26 protein-coding genes are annotated in these 26,120 nt (G+C 65.6%); 15 read left to right on the top strand and 11 right to left on the bottom strand.

Annotation, left to right across the window (positions count from 1 at the left end):
• Positions 1-32: 32 nt before the first annotated feature.
• From AB3X98_RS17185 to AB3X98_RS17205, 5 genes are all read left to right on the top strand, one after another.
• The gene (locus tag AB3X98_RS17185) at positions 33-1,277 is read left to right on the top strand and encodes an acyl-CoA dehydrogenase family protein (protein WP_368602083.1); all 1,245 of its coding nucleotides are present in this window, start codon (positions 33-35) and stop codon (positions 1,275-1,277) included.
• Positions 1,278-1,282: 5 nt separating this feature from the next.
• On the top strand, positions 1,283-2,701 hold the full coding sequence (locus tag AB3X98_RS17190; protein ID WP_368602082.1) for an LLM class flavin-dependent oxidoreductase: 1,419 nt from the start codon (positions 1,283-1,285) through the stop codon (positions 2,699-2,701).
• Positions 2,702-2,880: 179 nt separating this feature from the next.
• A complete protein-coding gene (locus tag AB3X98_RS17195) occupies positions 2,881-3,660 on the top strand; it encodes an amino acid ABC transporter substrate-binding protein (RefSeq protein ID WP_342950073.1) in 780 nt (259 codons plus the stop codon).
• A 13-nt stretch (positions 3,661-3,673) separates the two neighbouring features.
• Positions 3,674-4,351, top strand: coding sequence for an amino acid ABC transporter permease (locus AB3X98_RS17200; RefSeq protein ID WP_368602081.1), 678 nt, complete (start codon positions 3,674-3,676; stop codon positions 4,349-4,351).
• A complete protein-coding gene (locus AB3X98_RS17205; RefSeq protein ID WP_368602080.1) occupies positions 4,351-5,109 on the top strand; it encodes an amino acid ABC transporter ATP-binding protein in 759 nt (252 codons plus the stop codon). The genes AB3X98_RS17200 and AB3X98_RS17205 overlap by 1 nt, the downstream gene beginning before the upstream one ends.
• 44 nt (positions 5,110-5,153) lie before the next feature.
• Here AB3X98_RS17205 and AB3X98_RS17210 read toward each other — a convergent pair whose 3' ends face one another.
• Positions 5,154-5,498, bottom strand: a complete 345-nt coding sequence (locus AB3X98_RS17210; RefSeq protein WP_368602079.1) for a DUF3088 domain-containing protein — start codon at positions 5,496-5,498, stop codon at positions 5,154-5,156.
• A 104-nt stretch (positions 5,499-5,602) separates the two neighbouring features.
• Positions 5,603-6,946 carry an LLM class flavin-dependent oxidoreductase gene (locus AB3X98_RS17215; protein ID WP_368602078.1) on the bottom strand — a complete coding sequence of 448 codons (1,344 nt, stop codon included), beginning with the start codon at positions 6,944-6,946 and terminating at the stop codon, positions 5,603-5,605.
• A 188-nt stretch (positions 6,947-7,134) separates the two neighbouring features.
• On the opposite strand from AB3X98_RS17215, the gene AB3X98_RS17220 reads away from it, so the two are divergent.
• Positions 7,135-8,169: a sulfonate ABC transporter substrate-binding protein gene (locus tag AB3X98_RS17220; protein WP_368602077.1), complete on the top strand. Its 1,035-nt coding sequence runs from the start codon at positions 7,135-7,137 to the stop codon at positions 8,167-8,169.
• A gap of 87 nt (positions 8,170-8,256) precedes the next feature.
• On the opposite strand, the gene groL is transcribed toward AB3X98_RS17220, so the two are convergent.
• The 8 genes from groL to AB3X98_RS17260 form a co-directional block, all read right to left on the bottom strand.
• Complete coding sequence (gene groL / locus AB3X98_RS17225) at positions 8,257-9,891, bottom strand: chaperonin GroEL (RefSeq protein WP_368602076.1); 1,635 nt, start codon at positions 9,889-9,891, stop codon at positions 8,257-8,259.
• Positions 9,892-9,917: 26 nt separating this feature from the next.
• Complete coding sequence (locus AB3X98_RS17230) at positions 9,918-10,208, bottom strand: co-chaperone GroES (protein ID WP_069266822.1); 291 nt, start codon at positions 10,206-10,208, stop codon at positions 9,918-9,920.
• Between the two features lie 234 nt (positions 10,209-10,442).
• Positions 10,443-12,437 carry a family 2A encapsulin nanocompartment cargo protein cysteine desulfurase gene (locus AB3X98_RS17235; RefSeq protein WP_368602075.1) on the bottom strand — a complete coding sequence of 665 codons (1,995 nt, stop codon included), beginning with the start codon at positions 12,435-12,437 and terminating at the stop codon, positions 10,443-10,445.
• Entirely contained in the window at positions 12,412-13,344 is a 933-nt protein-coding gene (locus AB3X98_RS17240; protein WP_368602074.1) for a family 2A encapsulin nanocompartment shell protein, read from the bottom strand. The genes AB3X98_RS17235 and AB3X98_RS17240 overlap by 26 nt, the downstream gene beginning before the upstream one ends.
• Positions 13,345-13,458: 114 nt before the next feature.
• The gene (locus AB3X98_RS17245) at positions 13,459-13,722 is read right to left on the bottom strand and encodes a helix-turn-helix domain-containing protein (RefSeq protein ID WP_069266894.1); all 264 of its coding nucleotides are present in this window, start codon (positions 13,720-13,722) and stop codon (positions 13,459-13,461) included.
• Entirely contained in the window at positions 13,722-14,684 is a 963-nt protein-coding gene (epsC, locus tag AB3X98_RS17250; protein WP_069266825.1) for a serine O-acetyltransferase EpsC, read from the bottom strand. The genes AB3X98_RS17245 and epsC overlap by 1 nt, the downstream gene beginning before the upstream one ends.
• Before the next feature lie 45 nt (positions 14,685-14,729).
• Positions 14,730-15,197 carry a rhodanese-like domain-containing protein gene (locus AB3X98_RS17255; RefSeq protein ID WP_368602073.1) on the bottom strand — a complete coding sequence of 156 codons (468 nt, stop codon included), beginning with the start codon at positions 15,195-15,197 and terminating at the stop codon, positions 14,730-14,732.
• A 173-nt stretch (positions 15,198-15,370) separates the two neighbouring features.
• Positions 15,371-15,589 carry a hypothetical protein gene (locus AB3X98_RS17260; protein ID WP_069266827.1) on the bottom strand — a complete coding sequence of 73 codons (219 nt, stop codon included), beginning with the start codon at positions 15,587-15,589 and terminating at the stop codon, positions 15,371-15,373.
• A gap of 381 nt (positions 15,590-15,970) precedes the next feature.
• Here AB3X98_RS17260 and AB3X98_RS17265 point away from each other — a divergent pair, with 381 nt between their 5' ends.
• From AB3X98_RS17265 to AB3X98_RS17290, 6 genes are all read left to right on the top strand, one after another.
• A complete protein-coding gene (locus tag AB3X98_RS17265; protein ID WP_069266828.1) occupies positions 15,971-17,008 on the top strand; it encodes an ABC transporter substrate-binding protein in 1,038 nt (345 codons plus the stop codon).
• A 4-nt stretch (positions 17,009-17,012) separates the two neighbouring features.
• Complete coding sequence (locus tag AB3X98_RS17270) at positions 17,013-18,113, top strand: ABC transporter permease (protein WP_368602072.1); 1,101 nt, start codon at positions 17,013-17,015, stop codon at positions 18,111-18,113.
• On the top strand, positions 18,107-18,919 hold the full coding sequence (locus AB3X98_RS17275) for an ABC transporter ATP-binding protein (protein WP_069266829.1): 813 nt from the start codon (positions 18,107-18,109) through the stop codon (positions 18,917-18,919). The genes AB3X98_RS17270 and AB3X98_RS17275 overlap by 7 nt, the downstream gene beginning before the upstream one ends.
• Positions 18,920-18,960: 41 nt before the next feature.
• A complete protein-coding gene (locus AB3X98_RS17280; protein ID WP_368610289.1) occupies positions 18,961-20,181 on the top strand; it encodes a cytochrome c in 1,221 nt (406 codons plus the stop codon).
• A gap of 309 nt (positions 20,182-20,490) precedes the next feature.
• The gene (locus tag AB3X98_RS17285) at positions 20,491-21,702 is read left to right on the top strand and encodes an acyl-CoA dehydrogenase family protein (RefSeq protein ID WP_368602070.1); all 1,212 of its coding nucleotides are present in this window, start codon (positions 20,491-20,493) and stop codon (positions 21,700-21,702) included.
• 64 nt (positions 21,703-21,766) lie between these two features.
• The gene (locus AB3X98_RS17290; RefSeq protein ID WP_368602069.1) at positions 21,767-22,417 is read left to right on the top strand and encodes a peroxidase-related enzyme; all 651 of its coding nucleotides are present in this window, start codon (positions 21,767-21,769) and stop codon (positions 22,415-22,417) included.
• A gap of 59 nt (positions 22,418-22,476) precedes the next feature.
• On the opposite strand, the gene AB3X98_RS17295 is transcribed toward AB3X98_RS17290, so the two are convergent.
• The gene (locus tag AB3X98_RS17295; RefSeq protein WP_069266832.1) at positions 22,477-23,388 is read right to left on the bottom strand and encodes a LysR family transcriptional regulator; all 912 of its coding nucleotides are present in this window, start codon (positions 23,386-23,388) and stop codon (positions 22,477-22,479) included.
• A gap of 168 nt (positions 23,389-23,556) precedes the next feature.
• Here AB3X98_RS17295 and AB3X98_RS17300 point away from each other — a divergent pair, with 168 nt between their 5' ends.
• The 3 genes from AB3X98_RS17300 to AB3X98_RS17310 are packed head-to-tail and all read left to right on the top strand — an operon-like array spanning position 23,557 to position 26,113.
• Complete coding sequence (locus AB3X98_RS17300; RefSeq protein ID WP_368602068.1) at positions 23,557-24,486, top strand: ABC transporter substrate-binding protein; 930 nt, start codon at positions 23,557-23,559, stop codon at positions 24,484-24,486.
• Between the two features lie 44 nt (positions 24,487-24,530).
• A complete protein-coding gene (locus AB3X98_RS17305) occupies positions 24,531-25,370 on the top strand; it encodes an ABC transporter permease subunit (protein ID WP_368602067.1) in 840 nt (279 codons plus the stop codon).
• A gap of 17 nt (positions 25,371-25,387) precedes the next feature.
• The gene (locus AB3X98_RS17310) at positions 25,388-26,113 is read left to right on the top strand and encodes an ABC transporter ATP-binding protein (RefSeq protein WP_368602329.1); all 726 of its coding nucleotides are present in this window, start codon (positions 25,388-25,390) and stop codon (positions 26,111-26,113) included.
• Positions 26,114-26,120 lie beyond the last annotated feature (7 nt).

A 26,120-nucleotide genomic window follows, 5' to 3' on the forward strand; every position in this document is an offset into this window, starting at 1 on the left:
CAGTCTCTCCACCCCCAACCGAGAAAGAACGCATGAATGTCTCCCGATCCCATGACGCGCTCTCGCAAGGCGCCGACTACGAAACCCTCGCCGCCCGCTTCCGCCCGATCTTCACGGAGATCGGCCGCGAAGCCGCCGAACGCGAGCGCTCGCGCACGCTGCCGCATGACGCGATTGCCGCGCTCAGGCAAGCGGGCTTCGGCGCCGTGCGCATTCCGGTGCGTGACGGTGGCGCGGGTGCTTCGATCGCGCAGTTGGCGCAACTGCTCATCGAGCTTGCCGCCGCGGACTCGAACCTGCCGCAGGCGCTGCGCGGGCACTTCGCCTTCGTCGAGGACTGGCTGAACGTGCCTGCCGGCGCGGACCAGCGCGCATGGTTCGATCGCTTCGTGAGCGGCCAGCTCGTCGGCAATGCATGGACCGAGGCTGGCGACGTCGCGCTCGGCCAGATCAACACGAAGGTCGCGCGCCGCGACGGCGGCTTCGTGCTCAACGGTTCGAAGTACTACAGCACCGGCAGCCTCTACGCGGACTGGATCGACGTGTTCGCGCAGCGCGAAGAGGACGGCAGCGACGTGATCGTGGCCGTGGCGACGGACCAGCCCGGCGTGCTTCGCGAAGACGATTGGGACGGCTTCGGCCAGACGACCACGGGCAGCGGTACCACGCTCTTTCGCGACGCCGCGGTCGAGGGCCGCAACATCATCGACTTCAGCCGCCGCTTCAAATATCAGACCGCGTTCTATCAGCTCTTTCACGTCGCCACGCTCGCAGGAATTGCCGAGGCAGCGAGGCGCGATGCCGCCACCCTCGTGCGCAGCCGCAAGCGTATCTACAGCCACGGCAACGCGCCGCGCGTGAGTGACGACGCGCAGATCCAGCAGGTGATCGGCGAGATCGCCTCATGGGCCTATGGTGCAAAGGCCGTCGCGCTGCAGACCGGAGACGCCGCACAGCGCGCTTACGAGGCGCGCTTCGAAGGTGACGACGAGGCCGAGCGCGCGGCAAACGTGGAAGCCGAAATCGCTTCGGCACAGGCCCAGATCGTCGCCTCCGAATTCGCGCTGCGCGCGGCGACGCATCTGTTCGATGCGCTCGGCGCGTCTGCCATCCGCGCCGGCCACGCGCTCGACCGCCATTGGCGCAATGCACGCGCGGTGTCGTCGCACAATCCGCTCGTCTACAAGGCGAAGATCGTGGGTGACTGGACCATCAACGGCACCGAGCCGCCCTTTCTCTGGCAAATCGGCAACGGACAGGAACGCGGGAGCAATTGAACATCATGAGCAAAACTATCCACCTGAACGCGTTCGAGATGAACTGCGTGGGCCACCAGTCGCCAGGCCTCTGGACCCACCCGCGCGATCGCTCGTGGCAGTACAAGGATCTCGATTACTGGACCGACCTCGCGAAGATACTCGAGCGTGGGGTCTTCGACGCGATCTTCATCGCAGATGTAATCGGCTACTACGACGTCTACAAAGGAAGTAACTATCACGCGCTTCATCAGGCCGCGCAGATTCCGGTCAACGACCCCCTGCAACTCGCCGCGCCCATCGCGATGGTGACGTCGCATCTAGGTATTGGCATCACGGCCTCCACGAGCTTCGAGCACCCCTACACGTTCGCGCGGCGTCTGTCCACAGCCGACCATCATACGAAGGGGCGCCTCGCGTGGAACATCGTGACGTCGTATCTCGAGAGCGGCGCGAAGAATATCGGGCAAGGCGGTCTGCGCGACCACAACAACCGCTACGAGGTCGCGACGGAATACGTCGAGGTGCTCTACAAGCTGTTCGAGGGCAGTTGGGAAGACGGCGCCGTGGTGCGCGACCGGGACCGGCGCGTGTTCACGCACCCGGAGAAAGTGCACGAAATCGGCCACAAGGGAAAATACTTCGAAGTACCAGGCTATCATCTTTGCGAGCCCTCTCCGCAGCGCACACCGGTGCTGTTTCAGGCCGGCGCATCGGGCCCCGGCAAGACGTTCGCGGCGCAGCATGCCGAATGTGTGTTCGTCGCGGCACTCACGAAAAACCTGCTGCGCGACTATGTGGCGGACGTGCGCCGCCAGGCGGCGCTCGCCGGGCGCGATGGGAACAGGCTGCTGATCTACAACCTCGTCACCGTGATCGTCGACGAGACCGATGCCAAAGCACAGGCGCGCTTCGAGGAGTATCAGCGCCACGTCTCCTACGACGGCTCGCTCGTGTTCATGTCGGGCTGGACCGGCATCGACTTCGGGCAGTACCTGCCCACCGACACAGTCAAGCGTGTGCAAACGAATGCGATCCATTCGGCCGTCGAACATCTCTCGGGCGGCGACACGACCTGGACCATCGAAGCGCTGGCGAAGTGGGGCGGCGTAGGCGGAATGGGACCGGTATTCGTCGGCTCCCCCACGACGATTGCCGACATCCTCCAGGAGTGGGTCGAAGAAACCGGCGTGGACGGATTCAATCTGGCGTACGCGCTCGCGCATGAGACCTTCGAGCATGTCGTCGAGTACCTCGTGCCCGAGCTGCAGCGCCGCGGCGTGTACCCGCGCGACTACGCGCCGGGCACCTTGCGCGAAAAGCTCTTCGGCGGCGGTGCGCGATTGCCCGACGAGCATCCGGCGGCACGCTATCGCGACATCGAGCGAGTGAAGCGCGAATCGGCCGTTGAGACGGGCGAAGTGGTTCCCGCCCCGGCTGCGTGAATAAACATAAGCAACCCAAAAACAGGAAGGCGCGTCCGTGGATGCAGCACATCCGTCGTTATATTCCACCAGCGCATATGCATAGCGAATGTGTCTGGTTTGCAGGCAGACACGCCGACAGTAGAATCCGTCGACTCACTGATGCCGTCAACGAAACTCTCATTACGAACATTTCAATCATGAAAGCCATCCGCTCCGCTCTTTTCGCCGCTCTGCTGTCGGTCGTCGCCGCGGCGCCGGCCCTCGCTGCAGACGAACTCGCGCAGGTCAAGTCGTCCGGTGTGTTCCGTGTCGGCACCGAAGGCACTTACGCGCCGTTCACCTACCATGACGAAACCGGCAAGCTGACCGGCTTCGACGTCGATATCGCCACGGCCATCGCACAACGGCTTGGCGTGAAGCCGCAGTTCGTCGAAGGCAAATGGGATGGCCTGATCGCGGGCCTGGACGTCAATCGCTACGACGCCGTGATCAACGAGGTTTCGATCACCGACGCACGCAAGGCCAAGTACGATTTTTCGAAGCCGTATATCTCGACGCACGCCGTGCTGATCGTGCGCTCGGAGAACACGACCATCCATTCCTTCGACGACCTGAAGGGCAAGAAGTCGGCCAATACGCTGACCAGCAACTTCGGCAAGCTCGCCGCGTCGCATGGTGCCGACGTCGTGCCGGTTCAAGGTTTCAACGAATCGATCGATCTGCTGACATCGGGCCGCGTGGACGCCACCGTCAACGACGCGCTTTCGTTCCTCGACTTCCAGAAGCACAAGCCGGACGCGAAACTCAAGATCGCCGCCATCGACGCGTCTTCCGCTGACGACCAGTCGGGCGTGCTGCTGCGCAAGGGCAACCCGGACCTGGTCGCGGCCGTCGACAAGGCGCTCGCCGATATCAAGGCCGACGGGACCTACGCGAAGATCTCGCAGAAGTATTTCGGCAAAGACGTTTCGCAATAAGGCGGACTGAACAATGCCGGCATGGCTGCATTTGATGGCGCGATCGTTGTGGCCACTGCTCTACGCGGGACTGGTCTTTACCGTCCCGCTCACGCTGGCTTCGTTCGCGATCGGCATGGCGCTCGCGTTCTGCGCGGCGCTCATCCGCCTCTTCGGGCAACGCTGGGCGGTCGCGGCCGTGCGTTTCTATATCTGGCTCTTTCGCGGCTCGCCACTGCTCGTGCAGCTGTTCGTCATCTTCTACGGGCTGCCCAACGTGGGCATCGTGCTCGATCCGTTGACGGCGGCCATCATCGGCTTTTCACTCAATGTGGGCGCTTATAACGCGGAAGTCATTCGTGGCGTGATCGAATCGATTCCGCGCGGCCAGTGGGAAGCCGCCTATTCGATGAACATGACGCGCGCGCAGGCGCTGCGCCGCGCCATCCTGCCGCAAGCGATTCGCGTAGCGTTGCCCGCGCTCTCGAACTCGTTCATCTCGCTCGTGAAGGACACGTCCCTCGCGGCCGTGCTGACCGTGCCGGAAATCTTTCAGGCTGCACAACGCATCGCCGCCGTGACTTACGAACCCCTCATTCTTTATACCGAGGCCGCACTGATCTATCTCCTGTTCAGCTCCGTGCTCTCGCAGGCGCAAGGGCGTCTCGAAGCGCGCTATGGCCGCCATGCCCTGTTCCAGGCAGGGCGCTGATGATCCACATCGAGACACTCCACAAGTCGTTCGGCGACCACGAGGTGCTCGCGGCCATCGACCTCACGCTCAAGGCCGGCAGCGTCACGGCGCTGATCGGGCCGTCCGGCAGCGGCAAGAGCACGCTGCTACGCTGCATCAATCTGCTCGAAATGCCAGACTCCGGCACGTTGAGCGTGGGCGATGCCCGCCTCGAATTCAGCCGCGGCCGGCGGCTCTCCCACGCGGAAATCGCCTCGGTGCGTCGGCATACCGGCATGGTGTTCCAGAACTTCCAGTTGTTCCCGCACCTGAGCGTGATCGAGAATGTGATGGAAGGTCTCGTCACGGTCCTCAAATGGGAGAAGGAGCGAGCCCGCGAGCGCGCCGCCGCGTTGCTTGCGAAAGTGGGAATTGCCCAGAAGGCGGACGCATGGCCCTCCACGCTTTCGGGCGGCCAGCAGCAACGCGTGGCGATCGCGCGCGCACTCGCGCCCTCGCCCCAGGTGCTGCTCTGCGACGAGCCGACTTCGGCGCTCGACCCCGAACTCTCCGCGGAAGTGGTCGACGTGCTGAGGCAGCTCGCGCAGGAGGGCACGACCATGCTGATGGCGACGCATGATTTGCGGCTCGCGGCTTCCGTCGCGCACGACGCAGTCTTTCTCAAGGAGGGTGCGATCGTCGAAGCCGGCCCGTCGCATGAACTCTTCGCGCGGCCGCGCGATGCGCGCACGGCTCGCTTCGTCTCTACGCTTACCCAGGCCCTTCCGCCGCTCTGAGCTCACGCAGGCGGCGTCGCCCGACGCCGCCTGATCGTATCCGCTCAATGCACCCTGGGAAAACCGTGCCGATCGGCAAGCAGCGCGAGAATGCGTTTCGTGTCGGTTACGAAGTGACGGCCGTTCAGCGTCTGTACGCCCTCGGGTACCGGATGCTCGTCGCCCAGCACGAGCACGGGCAACCCCTGATGCGCCTCGTCGAGCACGTCGATCACGGCCGCCCGCGGGCGCGCAAACGGCAGGCGTTTCACATCGAGCCGCGCGACGCGCTCGGGCTCGGACGCGAGCAGTCCTTCTATCGGCGCGCCGTCCGGACAGATGAAACGCTCGCCGGGACGCGCGGGGTCAGTGAAGCCAGGTTCCAGCAACAGCAGCAGGTCTCGAGTCATGGTAGATCGACGCTCCGTGATCGAATTGAGGGCACACGGGGATTGTCGTGCGCGGCGGCCACTGCCGCCACGAACGAATCGATCCAACAATATTCGCGCCGCTGCTAACCGGCATATTGGCTGACCGTAAAAAACCGGTTCTCCGGTTTCGGCAGGCCGAGATGCTCGCGTAGCGTATTGCCCTCGTACTCGCGACGGAAAATGCCGCGCCGCTGCAACTCGGGCACGACTTTCTCCACGAAGTCATCGAGGCCCGCGGGCAGATACGGGAACATCACGTTGAAGCCATCGCTGCCCGCCTCCACCAGCCATTGCTCCATCTCGTCCGCGATCGAATCCGGTGTGCCGACCATTTGCAGGCCCGAGTAACCGCCCACGCGCTGCGCGAGCTGGCGAATCGTCAAGCCCTCGTCGCGCGCCCAGTCCACCACGCGTTGCCGCGCGGTACGGCTCGCATTGCTCTCCGGAATCTCGGGCAGCGGGCCGTCCGGCTCGAAACCGGAGACGTCGTGACCGAGCGCGATCGATAGCGAGGCAATGCCGCTGTCATAGTGCACGAAGCTGTCGAGACGTTCGCGCTTCTCGCGCGCCTCTTCCTGCGAGTCGCCCACCACGACGAACGCGCCAGGCAGGATCTTCAGATGATCGGGATCGCGGCCCAGCTTTTCCATGCGCCCCTTCACGTCGGCATAGAAACGCTTGCCGGCTTCGAGATTCGGCTGCGCGGTGAAGACCGCCTCGGCCGTTTCGGCAGCGAGTTGCCGCCCGGCCTCCGACGATCCGGCCTGCACCACCACCGGCCAGCCCTGCGGCGGCCGCGCAATATTGAGCGGCCCGCGCACGCAATAGTAGTCACCCTTGTGCGCGAGCACATGGAGCTTCTCCGGATCGAAATACTCGCCGCTCTCCACGTCGCGCAGGAATGCATCGTCGGCCCAACTGTCCCAGAGGCCAGTCACGACGTCGAAGAATTCGCGGGCGCGGCGATAGCGTTCGTCGTGCTCCACGTGTTCCTCGAGGCCGAAATTGAGCGCTGCGTCCGGATTGGAAGTCGTCACGAGGTTCCACCCGGCGCGGCCGCCGCTCAGATGATCCAGCGAGGCGAAGCGGCGCGCGACATGATATGGCGTGTCGAACGTCGTCGAAGCCGTTGCGACGAGCCCGATCTTCTCCGTCACGGCGGCAAGCGCCGAGAGCAAGGTGAACGGTTCGAACGAGGTGGCCGTGTGGCTGCGCTTGAGCGCGTTGACCGGCATGTTCAGGACGGCGAGGTGGTCGGCCATGAAGAACGCGTCGAAACGCGCACGCTCGAGCGTCTGCGCAAAGCGCTTCAGATGCGCGAAATTGAAATTCGCGTCAGGGTACGCACCGGGGTAACGCCACGCCCCCGTGTGCAGGCTGACGGGGCGCATGAATGCGCCGAGATGCAACTGTCGGTTACGGTTCATCGCTTCGGCCGCCGGAAAACGAAAGTCACAACATACTCCGGATCGGCAAACTCCGCTGAGGGCGCCAGCGCAGATAAGCATCTGACAATATCTTGGTTGTGCCGATGTTGAAACAGATTAAGGTGAGAGACGGATCGCCGCGCACCCGCGGCAGTTTCAACATGCATCTTTAAACAGGCAACGGCACGATGTCGAACGACAACTACGACCATCACGACGACCACACGGCAAACGGCGCACGCCGCAAGCTATTGAAGCTCGCAGCGGGGGCCGCGACGGCCGCCGCGCTGCGTGGCGCAACGGGGCTCACGAGCGCTGCCGCGTTGACGCTTCAAAGCGGCGCGGCACGCGCGGACGAAGGCCGGGTCCTGCGCATCGGTTTCCAGAAGTACGGCAACTTTGTGGTGCTAAAGGCTCAGCACACGCTGGAGAAGCGGCTCGCGCCGCTCGGCTTCACCGTGCAATGGCTCGAGTTTCCCGGTGGCCCGCAGTTGCTGGAAGGGCTTGCCGCCGGCGCGGTGGATGTCGGCACCGTGGGCGAAACGCCGCCCATCTTTGCGCAGGCCGGCGGCGTGGATTTCGTCTACATTGCCAGCGAACCGCCCGCGCCGCAGGGTGAGGCCATTGTCGTGCACGAAGATTCGCCGATCCGCACGCCCGCCGACCTGCGCGGCAGGCGCGTTGCGTTCAACAAAGGCTCGAACGTGCACTATCTGCTCGTCAAGGCGCTGCAGAGAGCCAACCTCAAGTATGAAGATATCCAGCCCGTCTATCTCGCTCCCGCCGATGCGCGCGCCGCATTCACGAGCGGCAGCGTGGACGCCTGGGTGATCTGGGATCCCTACCTCGCGGCAATCGAACGCCAGGCGAAAGTGCGTTCGATCGCGAACGGCGAAAACCTCGTTCGCAATACACAGTACTACATAGCAAGCCGTAACTTCGCGAACGCGCATGCGTCTGTCCTGCATGCGGTCGTGGAGGAAATCGGCGCCGTGGACGCCTGGGCACGCGACAACGTTCCGGCCGTTGCGGCTCAACTGTCACCGCTTGTCGGCCTCGACGCGTCGACGCTCGAACTCGCCCTCAGGCGCGCGAGCTACGGCGTGCAGCCCGTCGACGCGGCCACGCTCGCCTACCAGCAGCAAATTGCCGATACGTTCTCCGAACTCAAGCTGATCCCGAAGAAGCTCGTCGTCGCCGATGCGCGCTGGCAATCCGCCTGAGCGCGCTGACGCCCGGTTGTCGAAACATGCCAGCCGCGCCTGGCGTCACGCCAGGGCGGCCTTCCCCCGTTGCCCGGCAAAACCGGCCTAGAAGCCGAGATCGGCGCCGCCAGGGCCACCCACCGGCGCTTGCGCCGCCTGGGCTTTGGGAGCCTCATGCACCGTGGCATCGGTAGTGAGCAAGAGTCCCGCCACCGAAGCCGCGTTTTGCAGCGCCGTGCGCGTGACCTTGGTCGGATCGAGCACGCCCTTTTCGACCAGATCGCCGTATTCGCCCGTGGCCGCGTCGTAACCGAAGTTGCCCGTGCCTTCCGCGACCTTCGCCGCCACCACGCTCGCTTCTTCGCCCGCATTGCTCACGATCTGACGCAGCGGTTCTTCCAGTGCACGCAGCACGATCTTCACGCCCGCCGTCTGGTCGGCGTTCTTGCCCTTCAGGTCGAGGATCGCCTGACGCACGCGGATCAGCGCCACGCCGCCACCCGGCACGATGCCCTCTTCCACGGCCGCGCGCGTGGCATGCAACGCATCGTCCACGCGGTCCTTCTTTTCCTTCACTTCGATCTCGGTGGCGCCGCCCACCTTGATGACAGCCACGCCGCCCGCCAGCTTCGCCACACGTTCCTGCAGCTTCTCGCGGTCGTAGTCGGAGGTCGCTTCCTCGATCTGCACGCGAATCTGCTTCACACGCGCCTCGATGGCGCCGGCTTCGCCCGCGCCGTCGATCACCGTGGTGTTTTCCTTGCCCACCTCGATGCGCTTGGCCTGGCCCAGTTCCTGGAGCGTGGCCTTCTCCAGCGTGAGGCCCGTTTCCTCGGCGACCACCTGGCCGCCCGTGAGGATCGCGATGTCTTCGAGCAGCGCCTTGCGGCGGTCGCCGAAACCCGGCGCCTTCACGGCCACCGTCTTCAGCACGCCGCGAATGTTGTTGACGACGAGCGTGGCGAGCGCCTCGCCCTCGATATCCTCGGCGATCAGCAGCAGCGGGCGCCCGGCCTTCGCCACCTGTTCGAGCAGCGGCAGCAGGTCGCGAATGTTCGAGATCTTCTTGTCGTGCAGGAGGATGAACGGATTGTCGAGTTCGGCGACCTGCTTGTCCGGGTTGTTGATGAAGTACGGCGAGAGATAGCCGCGATCGAACTGCAAGCCCTCCACGACGTCGAGTTCGTCGGCGAGCGACTTGCCGTCTTCCACCGTGATCACGCCTTCCTTGCCCACGCGATCGATCGCCTCGGCAATGCGCTGGCCAATCGACTCCTCGCCGTTGGCCGAAATGGTCGCGACCTGCGCAATCTCCTTGCTCGTCGTGGTGGGCTTGCTGATCTTCCTGAGTTCTTCAACGGCGGCCACCACCGCCTTGTCGATGCCGCGCTTCAGGTCGAGCGGGTTGAGCCCCGCCGCCACGTACTTCTGCCCTTCGCGCACGATCGCCTGCGCAAGCACGGTGGCGGTCGTGGTGCCGTCGCCCGCTGCGTCGCTCGTTTTCGAGGCGACTTCCTTGACGACCTGCGCGCCGATGTTCTGGAGCTTGTCGGCCAGTTCGATTTCCCTGGCGACCGAAACGCCGTCCTTGGTCACGACGGGCGCGCCGAAGCTGCGTTCGAGCACGACGTTGCGGCCCTTCGGGCCGAGCGTGACCTTGACGGCGTCGGCGAGCAGGTTCACGCCTTCGATGAGTTTGGTGCGGGCGATGTCGCCGAATACGATGTCTTTGGCTGCCATGATGACGTGCTCTCTCAGGTTCTCGCTTATTGATTGACGACTGCGACGATGTCTTCTTCGCGCAGCACGAGGAGTTCGTTGCCGTCGACCTTCACGGTCTGCCCCGCGTATTTGCCGAACAGCACGCGGTCTCCCGCGTTCAGGTCCGGCGCAATGCGGCGGCCGTCGTTGTCGCGGCGGCCCGGTCCCACGGCCAGCACTTCGCCCTGGTCGGGCTTTTCGGCGGCGCTATCGGGAATGACGATGCCCGAAGCGGTGCGGGTTTCCTGGTCGAGTCGTTTGACGATCACGCGATCGTGCAGTGGGCGCAGGCTCATGGGTGGCTTCCTTGCGGTTATCTCTCGGTTATTCGCGGTGAAAATGGCACTCGCCTCGTGCGAGTGCTGATGGAAAACCGAGTATAGAAAGCCGGCGCGCGCCGCTCCAATAACGGATTGGCAGATCGATATCTCACGAACGGGCTTATCGATATCGCGCGGAAGTGGAAAACGGAAAGGAGAGAGGAAAAGAGGAAGCGGAGCGGCGTCAGGCAACGCCGCTCCGGGGTCGTGTTACTGCCGCGGCGCCAGACCGCGAACGACCGACACGAGCGCATCGACCTCTTCGCACGTGTTGTAGAACGCGAGCGAGGGCCGCACGGTGGCTTCCAGACCGAAACGGCGCAGAATGGGCTGGGCGCAATGGTGCCCCGCGCGCACTGCAATGCCTTCGCGGCTCAGCGCCTGCCCCACCTCTTCGGTGCTGTAGCCCTTCAGCACGAACGACAGCACGCTGGCCTTGTCGCGAGCCGTGCCCACGAGGCGCACGCCCGGCACCGGCGCGAGCACGCTCGTTGCGTAGGCAAGCAGATCGTGCTCGTAACGCGCGATGTTTTCGATGCCGACGCGGCTCACATAGTCCAGCGCGGCGCCCAGCCCCACCGCATCGGCGATATTGCCGGTGCCCGCTTCGAAGCGCGACGGCGGCGGCTGGAACACCGTCCGCTCGAACGTCACGTCCTGGATCATGTTGCCGCCGCCCTGCCATGGCGGCATGTTTTCCAGCACCTCGCGCTTGCCGTACACCACGCCGATGCCGGTCGGCCCATAGATCTTGTGGCCCGAGAACACGAAGAAGTCCGCATCGAGCGCCTGCACGTCCACCCGCATGTGCGAAATCGACTGCGCGCCGTCGACCAGCGCCTTCGCGCCCGCGCGATGCGCAAGCTCCACGATCTCGTCCACGGGCACGACCGTGCCCAGCGCGTTCGACACCTGCGTGACCGAGACGATCTTCGTGCGGTCGTTGAGCAGTTTGCGGTACTCGTCCAGCAGCACCTGGCCCGAATCGTCGACCGGAATGACGCGCAGCCTGGCGCCCTTGAGCGCGGCGAGCTGCTGCCACGGGACGATGTTCGCGTGGTGCTCGAGATGCGAGACGATGATCTCGTCGCCCTCGCCCACGTTCTGCACGCCCCAGGTCTTCGCGATCAGGTTGATCGCCTCGGTCGTGCCGCGCACGAACACGATCTCTTCGGGCGACGATGCATTGATGAAGCGCTGCACCGTCTTGCGTGCATGCTCGTACGCGTCGGTCGCTCTCGCCGCGAGCGTGTGCGCCGCGCGGTGAATGTTCGAGTTCTCGTGCGCGTAGAAGTACGCGAGGCGATCGATCACGGCCTGCGGCTTGTGCGTCGTCGCGGCGTTGTCGAACCACACCAACGGCTTACCGTTCACGCGCTCCTGGAGGATCGGGAAGTCGCGGCGCACCGCATTGACATCGAAAGGCGGATGCGCGCCGCGCAACGGCACCCCCTGGCTCACGCCTGGCGCCGCTGCCCGTTCGTCGAGAAAGTATCGCGCGGGGCCGCCGTTTGCATCGTAGTCCCGATGATCGAGCGTCAGCAGGCCACGCAGCGCATCGTCGCCCGGCAAGCCGAACGCTTCGGGAGAGGCGAGCCCGTGCACCGGCACCTCGATATCGCGCGCCGTATCGCGCCAGCCGTTGCCCGCCGTTTCCGTGAAGTAGAACGGCGAACGCTCGCTCGTCGTGGCTCGCACGGGCTCGGGCGGCTCGGACACGGCGTACGCTTGCGGCACGCCAAGCAGCGCACCGCCCGCGCGCGGCTCCAGCGCCGGTGCGACCGTCACCGCGTTGTCGGGCAGCCCGTTCGCCGCCGCCGCGTGCGGCGCGAGCGCGGGTACGCGATTGCCGAGCGAAAGCACGTGCGTGGGCGCGGAAGGCGCGAGATTCAAGCCCGGTGCCTTGCCTTGCGGCGGCGCGAAGCCCGGCACGCCCGTGCCGGTGCCGCCCGGACCCGCGAGCGGTGAGCCCGCCGGCGCCGGATTGCTGACCGAGGCAAGTATCGGCGCGGCCGCGGGCAAGGCGGACGGCACGCCGCCTACCGCGCCGCTTCCTGCCGCGACGCCGGGCGCGCCTGCGCCGCCCGGCAACGTGCTGAAGAACTCGTTGGCGAGCCGCGCAAGCGTGGCGGGATCCGGCAGTCCGCCCGGCAACGGCGGATGCGCGATCTCCGTTGGGTTAGCGGTAGGTGTCAGGGTAGTCATGGTACTTGCCGATTTCCACGTCATCGAGCACAGCCAGCGCATCCGGCGAATGCACCGCCAGCGAGCAGTACAGCGAGATCAGATACGACGCGATCGCCTGGTTGTTGATGCCCATGAAGCGCACCGAGAGCCCCGGTCCCTGCTCGCCCGCCACGCCCGGTTGATACAGGCCCACCACGCCCTGGCGCTTGTCGCCCACGCGCAGCAACAGGATCTTGGTCTTGCCGTCGGCAACCGGCACCTTGTCCGAAGGAATCAGCGGAACGCCGCGCCACGTGAGGAACTGCGAACCGAACAGGCTGACCGTAGGCGGCGGCACGCCTCGCCGCGTGCATTCGCGGCCGAATGCGGCAATCGCGAGCGGATGGGTAAGGAAGAACGCGGGCTCTTTCCAGACCTTCGTGAGCAGTTCGTCGAGGTCGTCGGGCGTGGGCGCGCCGGTCAGCGGGAAAATGCGCTGGTCTTCCTCGACGTTCGCCAGCAGGCCGTAGTCGGGATTGTTGATGAGCTGGCTTTCCTGCAACTCCTTGATCGTTTCGATCGTGAGGCGCAGTTGCTCCTTGATCTGGTCGTGCGGGCTGCTGTAGAGGTCGGAAATCCGCGTGTGTACGTCGAGCACCGTGCTCACCGCGTTGAGGAAGTACTCGCGCGGCTGCTCTTCGTAAGGCACAAATGTCGTGGGCAGCGTGCCTTCGTCCTCGCGCGCCGTGCAGGCGGCACGCACTGCTTCGGGGTCCTTAACGCGGTTCAGACGATAAATACCGGCTTCGACCGGCACCCATTGCAGCAGGTGCGTAAGCCAGCGCGGCGTGATCGTGGAAAGCTGCGGGACGGTTTTGGTGGCATTCGCCAGTTGCCGCGCGGCGTTATCGCCAAGCGCGGTCTGGCCGCTCTGAATCGAGGACATGAACGAGGGCTCCGGTGACTTATAACGAAAACTGCTTTGCTTATGAAGACGGCTGATTATGAGGAGCCAATGGAGCCGGATCAACCGGCTATAGACGGCAGCGTGCGGGAAGCCTCAGGGCGACAACGGGCTGCCGGGAAGCGAGATCGCGGTCGGCGCGCCCGCGGCCCCACCCGCAAGCAGCTCCGCGATACCCAAGCCGAAAGCCAATGCAAGCTTTTCGACGGTGACGATCGAAGCGATGGCCGTGCCGCGCTCGATTTCGCCGACGTAGGTGCGGTTGAGTCCCGCATGTTCGGCGAGCCGCTCCTGCGACCAGGCCTGCGCCTCGCGCAGGCGGCGCACCGTGGCGCCGAAGTCATGGACGATGGCGCTCATTATGCCGCGCCCGTTGCGATGGCATCCGGCGCGGCGGTGCCGGGGCGTTCATGCGCCGGCGCGCGCACTTCGTGCCGGGAAATCGCCTGGGTGATATGCGCCCCCGCCGGCACGCTTTCGGTCAGCCAGACATTGCCGCCAATCACCGCGCCGCGCCCGAGCGTGACACGCCCGAGAATCGTCGCGCCCGCATAAATGACGACCTCGTCCTCGACAATGGGATGACGTGGCAGCCCTTTCTCGAGATTGCCGGCCGCGTCGCGGGGAAAGCGTTTTGCGCCGAGCGTCACGGCCTGGTACACACGCACGCGCTCGCCAATGATCGCGGTTTCGCCGATCACGACGCCCGTGCCGTGATCGATGAAGAACGCACTGCCGATCTGCGCGCCCGGATGAATGTCGATGCCGGTGGCCGCATGCGCCAGTTCTGAAATGATGCGCGCGAGCAGCGGCAAACCGAGCCGGTAGAGTTCGTGCGCGAGCCGGTGGTGAATCATCGCCAGCACGCCCGGATAGCAGAGCAGCACCTCGTCGACGCTGCCCGCGGCCGGATCGCCGTTGAACGCCGCGAGCACATCGCTGTCGAGCAATCCACGGATGACTGGCAGGCGCTGCGAGAACGCACGCACGGCAGCCAATGCGCGTGCATCGATTTCGCCGTGATCGGCTTCGGCGTGGCGCGCCTTGTAGCGCAGTTCGAGCCTCGCCTGCGCCAGCAGTGCGTGCAGCGCGGCGTCGAGCGCATGGCCGACGTAGAAGTTTTCGCTTTCCTGGCGCAGGTCGGGCGGCCCGAGCCGCATCGGGAACAGCACGCCCTTGAGCGTTTCGACGACCTCGGCCAGCGCTTCGCGCGCGGGCAGGTCGCGCCCGCCCGGCTCCAGGGCGCGGCGCTGCAATTCCCGCCATTGCTGACGCACGCCTTGCAGCGCATCGACGATTTCCGACACATGAAATACGGTCACGCCAATTCTCTCTTCGTTATTCGTTGGGGGCGTCGGGAACAGGCTCTAATCCTGCACCCACGGTAAGTCATGAAAACGCCAGCCATTACGGCGCCCGCGCCGGCCGGCTTCGTCCAGGTCGCCTTCAAAGCCTTCGGTGACGTTGAACACATGGGTAAAACCCGCCTTGGCCGCCGCTTCGGCGGCCTGTGCCGACCGGTTGCCGCTGCGACACAGCAGGACAATCGCCGCGCTCTTGCCTGTCTTTGCCTCGAGCTCGCGCACGAAGCGCGGATTGCGTGTGAAGCTCGTGCCCGTGGCCCACGCCACATGCAACGTGTCGGGCACGTGGCCAACGAACTTGCGCTCTTCGGCCGTGCGCACGTCCACGAGCACCGCTTCGCCCGCCTGATGGAGCGCCCAGGCTTGCCGCGGCGTCACGCTGCCCGCGTAGGGCAGGCCGGCCGCCTGCGCGGCGCCGCGCGCCGCTTCCAGATCCGCGTGCAGCGGCGTTTCATGCAGTTCCACTGTCATCAGTGTCTCCTTAATGTGGACGGCAGCGCCCCGACCTTCGGAGCGCTGCCGCCTATAGCCATCAGGATTCCACTATGCGAGTGCGCCGCCGCCGTTCCAACCAATAAAAACTGATATGCAAATGGGCACACGTATGAGATGCATTCGTGCGAATTCGATCGCGTGCGCCCTCGTCAACATGACGCCGGCCTGCCGCGCTGGTCGATCCACAGTCGCGCCCAGCGCGAGGCGTACGCAATGGCGTGATCGGCCTCGAAGAAGTAATCGAGTGCGTCGAAAGTGAACGACGAACCGGGCGGCGACGACCAGTTTTCGATGGTCAGGTTCGCCGCGTAGAGTCCGCTCGGCAATGCGTGTGCGGACGCTTCGACTTCGTAGCCCTTATATCGCATGAAGGCTCCCGTAATGACAAACGCGGACACAAGCGCCCGCGGCACTTCATCCTGGTGCAAGAAGCGCACGACGGCAAAGAAGGCTTTGGCGTTAGCAAATCAGCACGGGCATCACTTCGTCATCACGATGCACTTTGCCTGCATGGGCGGGAATATTCACGCTGGAACGTCCGATGACAAACGACAGCATATGGTTTGCGCAATTCATTATTTCGCGGCAAACCAGATTCGGCGTTACGCTGACATTCGACGTCGCTTTCCAATATTTACGCCATTTAATTAGGTTTACATACGATTCAATTCATGGCGACGCGCGCGCACGTATGCAGACCGTACTCACCTCAAGCGCCTCTTCACTTCGATCCGCACGGAGACCGATTCATGGCCGCATTGCACGGTTCCAGTCTCACCCCGCCCGCCCCGAACGGGCAACGCCGCAAATGGCTGCGCGCCGCCGGCGCGACCGCGCTGAGCGCGCCGGTTCTGACACTCGGCCGCAAGGCATGGTCGGCGCCGGCGCTCAAGCCGTTCACCTTCGCGTGGGCGCCGAACGGCTTTTGCCTCACGCCCGTCGCCGTCGCGCAGGAGCAGGGGTTCTTCGAAAAGAACGGACTGAAGGTCAATCTAGTGAGCTATGCCGGCTCGAACGACCAGTTGCTGCAAACGCTTTCCACCGGCAAGGCCGACGCTGCGGTCGGCATGATCCACCGCTGGCTCAAACCGTTGGAGGCAGGGTTCGACGTGAAGATCATCAGCAGCGTGCACGGCGGATGCGTGCGCCTGATCGGCTCGAGCGCGGCCGGCGTGACGTCGCTCGCCGCGCTCAAAGGCAAGACCGTGGGGGTGAGCGACCTCGCCTCTCCGGGCAAGAACTTCTTCGCCATCCTGCTGCTCAAGCACGGCATCGACCCGGACCGCGACGTGAGCTGGCGCCAGTATCCCGCGGACCTGCTCGATGTCGCCGTGCAAAAGGGCGAGATCCAGGCCATCGCCGACGGCGACCCGAATCTCTATCTGCTGGAACGGCAACGTCCGGGCGCATACACGCATCTCGCCAGCAATCTTTCCGACGAATACGCGCACAAGGTCTGCTGCGTGATCGCCGCACGGGGCTCGCTGCTGCGCAGCGATCGCCCGACCGCTGCGGCGCTTGCGCGTGCGCTGATCCAGGCCACCGACTTCTCGCGCGAGAACCCGCGGGAAGCGGCGAAATCGTTCGCGAAGTACACGCCGAAATTCGCCGAGGATGACCTTGTAAAGCTCTATTCGTCGCTCACCTACGATCACCATCCGACCAACGTCGATCTCCAGCAGGAGATCGCGTACTTCGCCGAGGACTTCAAGCGCGCCGGCGTGCTCAAGCCCACCACCGACCCGCAGCGCTTCGCCGCGGCCGTCTACACCAACGTACTGGGGTGACGCGATGACGACGCTCGAACAGCCTGCGCTGGCGCGCGCCGGCGCCAGCGACGCACTGGAGGCCAGCGAAGGCGCAGGCCAGCCTTTCGCGAACGTCGACCTGCGGGGCCGGCGTTCTTCCGGGCAGCCAACCGCGTGGTACACCGGGCTCGCGGTCGCGGCGGCATGGGCCGTGTTTGGCGGCGTCACGCGCCTGTGGCCGAACCGCATCACCGGTTTTTCCGACTGGGCCTATACCGCCGAACTGGGCGCGGCCGCCTGGGCGATCGCGGCATGGCTCGCGCTGTTCGCGCTCGTACTGCCCGCTCTCGAACGCAGCAGCGAGCGGTTGCGGCCCGCGCTGCGCGGCTTGAGAAAAGCGGGACCATGGCTGATCGCGTTGCCCGTTGCGTTCGCGCTCTGGGAGATCCTCACGGCGAAGACCGCGCTCCTGCCTACGCCGTTCTTCGCGCCGCCGCAGGCGCTCGTCGAGGTCTATCGCGACGACTGGGCGCGGCTCGCCGATTGCGTGGTCCATTCGATCGGCCTGCTCGCCGTAGGCTTTCTCTACGGCGGCGCGGCCGGATTCCTCATCGGCGTGTCGATCGGCTGGTCGCGCGCCGTGGGCTACTGGGTGCACCCCCTCATGCGCGTGCTCGGCCCCGTGCCCGCCACGGCGCTGCTGCCGCTCGCGTTCTATATCTTCCCGTCGAGCCGTTCCGCCGCGATCTTCCTGATCGCGCTCGCCACCGCGTTCCCCGTGACCGTGCTCACGTGGTCGGGAGTCGCGAGCGTGAACAAGGCGTACTACGACGTGGCCCGCACGCTCGGGGCAAGCCAGCGGTTCCTCGTGCTGCGCGTCGCCATTCCGGCTGCGCTGCCCCAGGTCTTCGTCGGCCTCTTCATGGGCCTGAGCGCCTCGTTCACGGTGCTCGTGACAGCCGAGATGATGGGCGTGAAATCCGGCCTTGGCTGGTACCTCACATGGGCGCAGGGGTGGGCGTCGTACTCGAACATGTACGCCGCGCTGCTCGTGATGGCTGTCCTGTTCTCGGGCCTCATCACCCTGCTCTTCCTCGTGCGCGATCGCACGCTCGTCTGGCAGAAAGGAACCGTCAAATGGTAAATGCCGCCGTGGCGCACGCCACGCCCTCGATCTCGCCCGAGCCAGCGATCCGGGGCGCACATATCTCTGTCGAGCAGGTGAGCCACCGCTTCGACACGCCCAAGGGCCCGCTCGCGGTGCTCGACGACGTGACGCTCTCGGTCGCGCCGGGCGAATTCGTCGCGCTGCTGGGCCCAAGCGGCTGTGGAAAGTCCACGCTGCTGCGTCTCGTCGCGGGGCTCGAACCGGCGACGCAGGGCAGGGTCCTGCAAGACGGCGCGCCGATCGAGCGGCCCGATCCCTCGCGCGTCGTGGTGTTTCAGGACCCGACGCTCTACCCATGGCGGCGCGTGCGCGCGAACGTCGCGCTCGGGCTGCAGGCGCGCGGCGTGATCAAGCAGGAGCGCAAGCGTGTGGATGTCGAGCTCGAACGCGTTGGCCTCACCGAATTCGCGGATGCCTTTCCGCACCAGCTTTCGGGCGGTATGTCGCAGCGCGTGGCGCTGGCCCGCGCGCTCGTCAACGATCCGCGCCTGCTCGTGCTCGACGAGCCGCTCGGCAAGCTCGACTCGCTCACGCGTCTGGCAATGCAGAGCGAACTCGTGGATCTCTGGCAGCGCGACCGTTTCTCTGCGCTGCTCGTCACCCATGATGTGGAAGAAGCGCTCTTTCTTGCCCAGCGCGTGATCGTGTTCAGCCCGCGGCCCGCGCGCGTCGCGGCCGAACTGCATGTCGACCTGCCCTATCCGCGCCATCGCGGCGACCCGGCGTTTGCCGCGCTGCGCCGCGAAGCCTTGCAGCATCTCGGCCTCGACGCGAGCTGGTAAGGAATACGAATGATGCGGCACGCTTCATCCCACGCGCGGCGATGAGCGCGCTGGTTTCCGGCAACGTCTGGCTCAACCCGTTTCTCGGCGCGCTGCAGGCGGCGCAGGTCGAACTCGGCAGTGTGGCGCACGCGCTCGGCATCGCCGGCGACAGCCACGGCCAGCCCGCGTGGCCGTGGCCGAAACGCCTCGCCGTAGAGGTTCTGCTGATCGATGCGGGCGTCGCGCGCCAGCTCGCACTGGCGCTCGCCGCCACCGGCGGCGCACTGCTGCTCGCGGTCGCGGGTCTGGTCTGGCGCGGGCGGCGCATCGCGCTGTTCGCCGCGGCCGCACTCGCCGCCTGGTTCGCGCCGTGGCCCGACACTTCGCTGTGGCTGACCGACGCCGTGCCCACGAGCTTCCAGACCACGCCCTTCTCGGTCGAGACGATCGCGCTCGGCGCGGCACACTATGCGCGCGAGTGCGCGGCCTGCCACGGCGACACGGGCCGCGGCGACGGCCCGCGCGCCGGCACGCTCGTGCACTGGCCGCCGACCGTCGTGGGCCCGCTGCTCGGTCATCGTCTGGACGGGGAATTGTTCTGGCGCGTGCTGCATGGCATGCACACACGCGACGGCGCGCAAACGATGCCCGGATTCGAAGGACGCCTGTCCGATGCGCAGACGTGGGCCATTCTCGATTACCTGAAGGTCCTGGCCGCGGGCGGCGGCGCGCAGGACGGCGAAGGCTGGCCCGTGCCTGTGGCGCTGCCTGCACTAGACGTGCGCTGCGGCGACGCGCCGGCCGTGCCGCTGGCCAGTTGGCGCGCAGGGCAGCGAGTTCGGGCCGTGGCCGTCGACGGGCGCGCGCCTCCGCTCGAAGATCCGCGCTGGCAAACGCTGCTGCTGTTCCGCGACGGCGCGTTGCCCGCGCCGTCCGAAGCCGCGCGTTGGGCAGCGAATGGCGACGCCTCGTGCGTGGCCGTCTCGCCCGGAGCGTGGACTGCGTTCGCGGGCATAGCGGGCGTGAATGCGCAAGCCTTCGCGGGCTCGCAACTGATCGCGGACCGCAACGGCTGGCTGCGCGCCGAGGCGAAACCGGGCGACCCCGCATGGGCCAACGCGGCGCTGCTCTGCACAGCCGCCGGCGCGGGCGGCGAACGCGGCGAACGCGGCGGGCGCGGCGGGCGCGTGAGCCGCGGGCGGTCCGATCCGCTCACTTCGCTACTGCTGCGCATTGATGCGGAGCCAGTGCGTTACGTGAAGGGTGGCTACGTGCATTGATCGCGGCACGGAAAAACGCACCTTCATCGCACACCTTCATCGCGCACCTTCCGCCGCATCGAACGAATCGGAAAGATAACGCATATGATTCGGCATCCCTATTATCTGCCTTCGATATGTAAATCTCGATTTGATATTGGCCACGGTTTGCGTCCCAAACCATAATGGGCAACGAGCGGATTGCACCGCCCGCGCGCTCCCGCAGTCTTGAAGCGCGACCTCTCAACCGTATCTGGATCGCTGCGGCCGCGGCCACTTCCGCCACACGGTGACGTGACCCGCGCTCGCGCCCATGCAGGAGGTAACGTCTTGAGTACCGTACTGGAACATCGAGCGCCGCAATCATCACTTACCCCGCAAGCGGGGTCGCCACTGCTCACCGACTCACTGTTGGAGCGCATCGGTGCCCGCGCAGCGCAGTACGACCGCGAGAACGCGTTCTTCGTAGAGGATCTGGCTGACCTCCACGCATCAGGTTTCCTGCGTGCAAGCGTGCCGCGCGAGTTCGGCGGCCTTGGTTTCACGCTGCCGGCGCTATTGCGCGAACAGATCAGGCTCGCCTCCCGGGCGCCCGCCACGGCGCTCGCACTCAATATGCATCTCTACTGGGCAGGCGCCGCCTTGCATTTGTGGCGGCGCGGCGATCCTTCGGCCGACTGGATTCTGCGCGAAATCGGCGCTGGAAAGGTGTTCGCCGCAGGCCATGGCGAGCCTGGCAACGATGCGGGCCTCGCGGACTCGACAGTGCGCGCGACGCCGCTACCCGGCGGCGCCTGGCGCTTCGACGGCCACAAGATATTCACGTCGCTCGCCCCCGCATGGGACTGGCTCGGCGTGCATGGACGCGACGACAGCGATCCGGCCAATCCGCGCATCGTGCACGCCTTCATTCGCCGGGACGCGGCGGGCCATCGCACCGAGCCCACGTGGGACGCGCTCGGATTGCGTGCGACGAGCAGTCACGACACGTGGCTCGAAGGCGTCGTTGCGCAGCCCGAGCACGTCACCCGCGTGTTGCCCGCGGGGCCGCCCGATGACCCATTCGTCGACGGCATTCTTGGCGCAGTCCTGCCCGGGCTGGGCGCGGTGTATTACGGCATTGCGAAGCGCGCTTTCGACCTGGCGCTGGATGCGGCGCGATCGCGGCGCTCTCTCGCGCTGGGCGGCCAGACGTATGCGTTCAAGCCGCTCACGCAGGCCCACGTCGCGCAAGCCGCGATCGAACTGGAGAGCATCGAGGCGCTGCTCGAGCGCACCGCACAGCGCTGGTGGGACGGCTACGCACCTGGCGAACTGTGGCTCGCGCAACTCCTTGCGGCCAAACAGCACGCCGTCGATGGCGCGCTGCGTGTGGTCAATCTCGCCTTGCAGGTGAGCGGCGCGGGTTCGCTCTCGCGCCGGCAGGAACTCGAAAGGCTTTTTCGCGACGTGCGCGCCGGCGCGTTCCATCCGCCCAACGCCGATGCAACGCACGAGTTGATCGGCCAGCTATGGCTGGGCGTCCTCGGCCAAACCGTATAGCGCACGCATCTCAACGATTCTTCGAAGATTTCCGGTTCGCACGCAAAACATAAGGAGTCCTTTTATGTCTTCTGCTGCATCCACTATCGATATCGCGTCGCGTCGGGCGGATTTCGTTGCCGGTCACGACATCGCACACGAGCCCGTCTCCCGGCTTGGCCTGCCCGAAGAATCGGGGCTGCCGCCGCATGCTGCCGAGCTCTTCGAGCGATTTCGGCGCCAATACGGCTTCGTGCCAAACTGGCTGGCCGCACTGGCCGTCAACCCCGACACGGCGTCGCGGCTCGTGGCGTTCTACGAACATCTGTTCGACCCGCATCGCAGCCGCCTGACGGCCGCCGAGCGAGAACTGATCGCAGTCGTCACTTCCGCGGCGAACACCTGCAGCTATTGCGTGTTCAACCACACCCAGTCGCTCGCGACTGCGCTCGGCGACACCGTGCGCGCACAGCGCATCGCGCAGGGATGGCATCACGTGCGGCTGGATCCGAAGGAGGCGGCGCTCACCGGGATTGCGGAGCAGCTCACGCGCGAACCCGGCCTTGTCGACGACAGCGCTTTGCAGCGGCTCCACGACCTCGGCTTCACGCGTGAGGCGGTCGTCGAGATCCTCGAAATATCCGCTTTCTTCAATTACGCGAACCGTCTGACGATCGCGCTCAATGTCGTGCCCGACGATCAGTTTTTCTCGGGAAGAGACCGCGAGACCTCATAAGATTCGCGCCGTCGACGGGACCGTATAGCCGCTGCCGCCCGCCGCAGGCGAACCGCCGCTCACGCCGCACGTGCAAGCTTCGCCGACTTGAAGCTTTGCGCAACGCTTTGCGCCAGCACCGCGATAGCGGATTCCATCTTGCCAATGGCGCGTGAGCGGACGATCCGCACCGCGATTTCGGGCTTGAAGTCGCTCACCTGCACGATGTCCAGCAAATCGGCGTGCGCGCTCGCCACGACGAGCGGATACGGCACGACACCGAGGCCCACGCCGTCCGCGACGAGCCCGAGTTGCAACTCGGTGCCGAGCGTTTCGAAATTCAGTTTGAGTGCGTGGCCTTGCGCAGCGAGCGCATGCTGCAGGCCGGCGCGAAAGCCGCAACCGTCCGGATTGAGCACCCAGCCGTGCGACTGGCATTCGGCGAGCGTCCAGGCGCGGCGCTTCAGCAGCCCCTTTTGCGCGACCACGGCGAGCTTGAGCGAGCTGAGCGATTCCGCCACCAGCGTTTCGGACAACGCGCGGTTCGCGGGCAACAGCACGACGGCCGCGTCGAGTTCGCCGTCCTCCACTTTTTGCAGCAGCGGTGCGCCCCACCCCGTGGATACACGCGCCTGCAACCCGGGATGCGCGTGACGCAGCGATTGCAGCGCGTCGAGCATCGCGATGTCGGCAACGGTTTGCGCTACTCCCACACGCAGCACGCCCGCAAGCGGCGCCCCGTCGTTCACGAGTTGCCGCAGCGCGTCGATCTCTCGCACGATGGCGCGGCACTGGTCGTACACGGCGCGGCCCATCGGCGTCGTGCGCATGGGCTTGGTGTTGCGATCGAGCAGCGCCACGCCCAATGCTTCCTCGAAATTCTGGATGCGGCGAGTCACGGCGGGCTGCGTCAGTTCGAGCCGTTCGGCCGCATGGCTCAGCGACTCGCTGCGCACCACGGCGACGAAGGCTTCGATCTCGTCGAGTGTCATGATGGTCCCGGTGTATTGATCGCGTAGCTTAACGTCGTTGCAACGCTTCGTTCAAGCGCCGGCGCATTTGCGATCTGCATATTTCCTTAGAAGAACAATGCGTTTGCCTTATACGGGAGCGCTCCGTATCGTGCTCTCTTCGCTATCCGCATTACCCAGGGAATCTTCATGCGCCGCGCTTATGTCCGCTTTCTTGTCGCGATTGCTGCAACATTGCCGCTGGCTGTATCCGCCGCCACGCTCAAGGTCGGCGACCAGCAGCTCCAGACGCGCGGCATACTCGAAGCGTCGGGCCAGCTAAAGGACGTGCCCTACCAGATCGAATGGTTCAATTTTCCCGCCGCGCAGCCGCTGGGCGAAGCGCTCAACGCGGGCGCGATCGACGTGGGCGGCCTGGGCGACGCCCCGCTCATCTTCGCGTACTCGGCAGGTGCGAAAATCCGCGCCGTTTCGGCCACGCGCTCGACGCCTGTCGATCTCGCGATCGTCGTGCCCGACACTTCGCCCATCCGCAACGCTGCCGACCTCAAGGGCAAGCGCATCGCCACCACGCGCGGCTCGATCGGCCACTATCTCGCCGTGGCCACGCTCGAACATGCGAACCTCAAGCTCGCCGACGTGACCTTGTCGTACATGCAGCCCGTCGACGCCCAGGCCGCACTCGCCACCGGCAGCGTGGACGCCTGGTCCACATGGGACCCTTACGTGGCACTCACCGAAGCGCGCCAGCATACGCGCAGCATCGCGAACGGCGTGGGCGTTTCATCGGGCTTGAGCTTCGAGGCCGCCACCGATACGGCGATCCGCGACAAGCACGCCGAACTCGCCGACTTCCTGCGTCGCGTGGCGGCCGGCCAGCGTTGGGCGCTCTCGCATCCTGACGAAGTCGCGGCGATCCAGTCGCGCGTGACGGGCCTGCCCGCCGACGTGCTCAAAACCGTCTATCAGCGCGCGCAGCTGCATCCCGTGCCGATCGACAACAGCGTGATCGCCGAGCAGCAGCGCACCGCCGATCTCTACCTGCGCGCGGACGTCATCAAAACACGCCTCGACGTTGCGCCGAGCTTCGACAAACAGTTCTCGTCGACCGCTCCCTGAACGGACGTCCATCGCCCGGACTTCACCGCAATTACGGAACCGCCATGGCAGACGTCACCTCTTCTTCAAACCGCTACGGACCGCCTTCGCGCGCCGGCGGCTCGCGGCTTTCGACGGGCCGCTTTTATTTCTGGCTCTCGTGGGCGATCCCCGCGCTGATCGTCGTGGTCTGGGAACTCGCGGCGCGCGTGGGCTGGATCGCGCCGCAAGTGCTGCCGGCGCCGAGCAGCGTCGCCGCGACGGCGTGGGATCTTGCCCGCAACGGCGACCTCTTCGTGCACCTCGGCGTCTCGCTGCTGCGTGCCGTAACAGGACTTCTGATCGGCGGCACGATCGGCCTCGTGCTTGGCGTACTAGTGGGTTTTTCCCGGCTCGCGCAGGCGCTCATCGACCGGTCGATCCAGATGGTCCGCGCGATTCCCTTTCTCGCGATGCTGCCACTCGTCATCGTATGGTTCGGCGTGGGCGAAGTCGCGAAGATTTTTCTGGTCGCGCTCGCCGTGCTGTTTCCCGTCTACATCAACACGATGCTCGGCATTCGCCAGATCGATCCCAAGCTGATGGAACTGGCCAAGGTGATCGGGTTGAACTGGCCGGCCGTGGTGCGCCGGATCATCCTGCCTGGCGCCATGCCTTCGATCCTCACCGGCGCGCGTTACGCGCTGGCGCACGCGTGGCTCGCCCTCGTGATCGCCGAAACGCTCGCGACGACCAAGGGCATCGGCTTTCTCGCCATGGACGCCCGCGAATTCCTGCAAACCAACGTCATCCTGTTGACCATGATTATTTACGCGATCATCGGCGTTGCCGCGGACGCGCTGGTTCGCTCGCTCGAAGCGCGCTTCCTCTCGTGGCACGCGAACTATGCGAAGGGAGCGAAATAGTGGGCTCCATCGTCGCGTTGTCCCTTCCTCCGAATGGCGCGCCTCGCGCCGCAAACGAAGCCGCCGCGGCACCGTCCGCTGTATCGGTGCACGGCCTGCAACGCCGTTATGGCGAGCGCGTCGTCATCGACGCACTCGACCTCGATATCCGCACAGGCGAATTCGTCGCGCTGCTCGGCGAAAGCGGCTGCGGCAAGACCACACTGCTGCGTGCGCTCGCGGGCCTCGACAAACCGGATGCCGGGCAGATTCGTGCACCAGAGCGGCCCTCCGTGGTGTTTCAGGAGCATCGTCTGCTGCCCTGGGCCACTTTGTGGGAGAACGTCGCGCTCGGCCACGAGTCGAGCGTCGGGCGCACCGGTGCCACCCGGGCACTGGCCGAAGTCGGTTTGTCAGGCCGCGAGGACGACTGGCCGCGCAATCTGTCCGGCGGTCAGGCGCAGCGCGTGGCGCTCGCGCGGGCGCTCGTGCGCGACCCCGCGCTGCTGCTGCTCGATGAACCGTTCGCCGCGCTCGACGCGCTCACGCGCATCAAGATGCATGGACTTGTGAAGCAGCTGGTCGCGCGCCACGCGCCGGGCGTGCTGCTCGTGACCCACGACGTCGACGAGGCGCTCGCGCTCGCGGACCGGATACTCGTCATGCGCGCCGGGCGCATCGCGGCTTCGTTTCACACCAAAGACCACACGCCGCAGGCATTGCGGCTCACGCTGCTCGAGGGACTGGGCGTTCGGTCGCACTGATGCGCTC

This window comes from Paraburkholderia sp. BR14312, from assembly GCF_040948675.1.
Classification (GTDB): domain Bacteria; phylum Pseudomonadota; class Gammaproteobacteria; order Burkholderiales; family Burkholderiaceae; genus Paraburkholderia; species Paraburkholderia nodosa_A.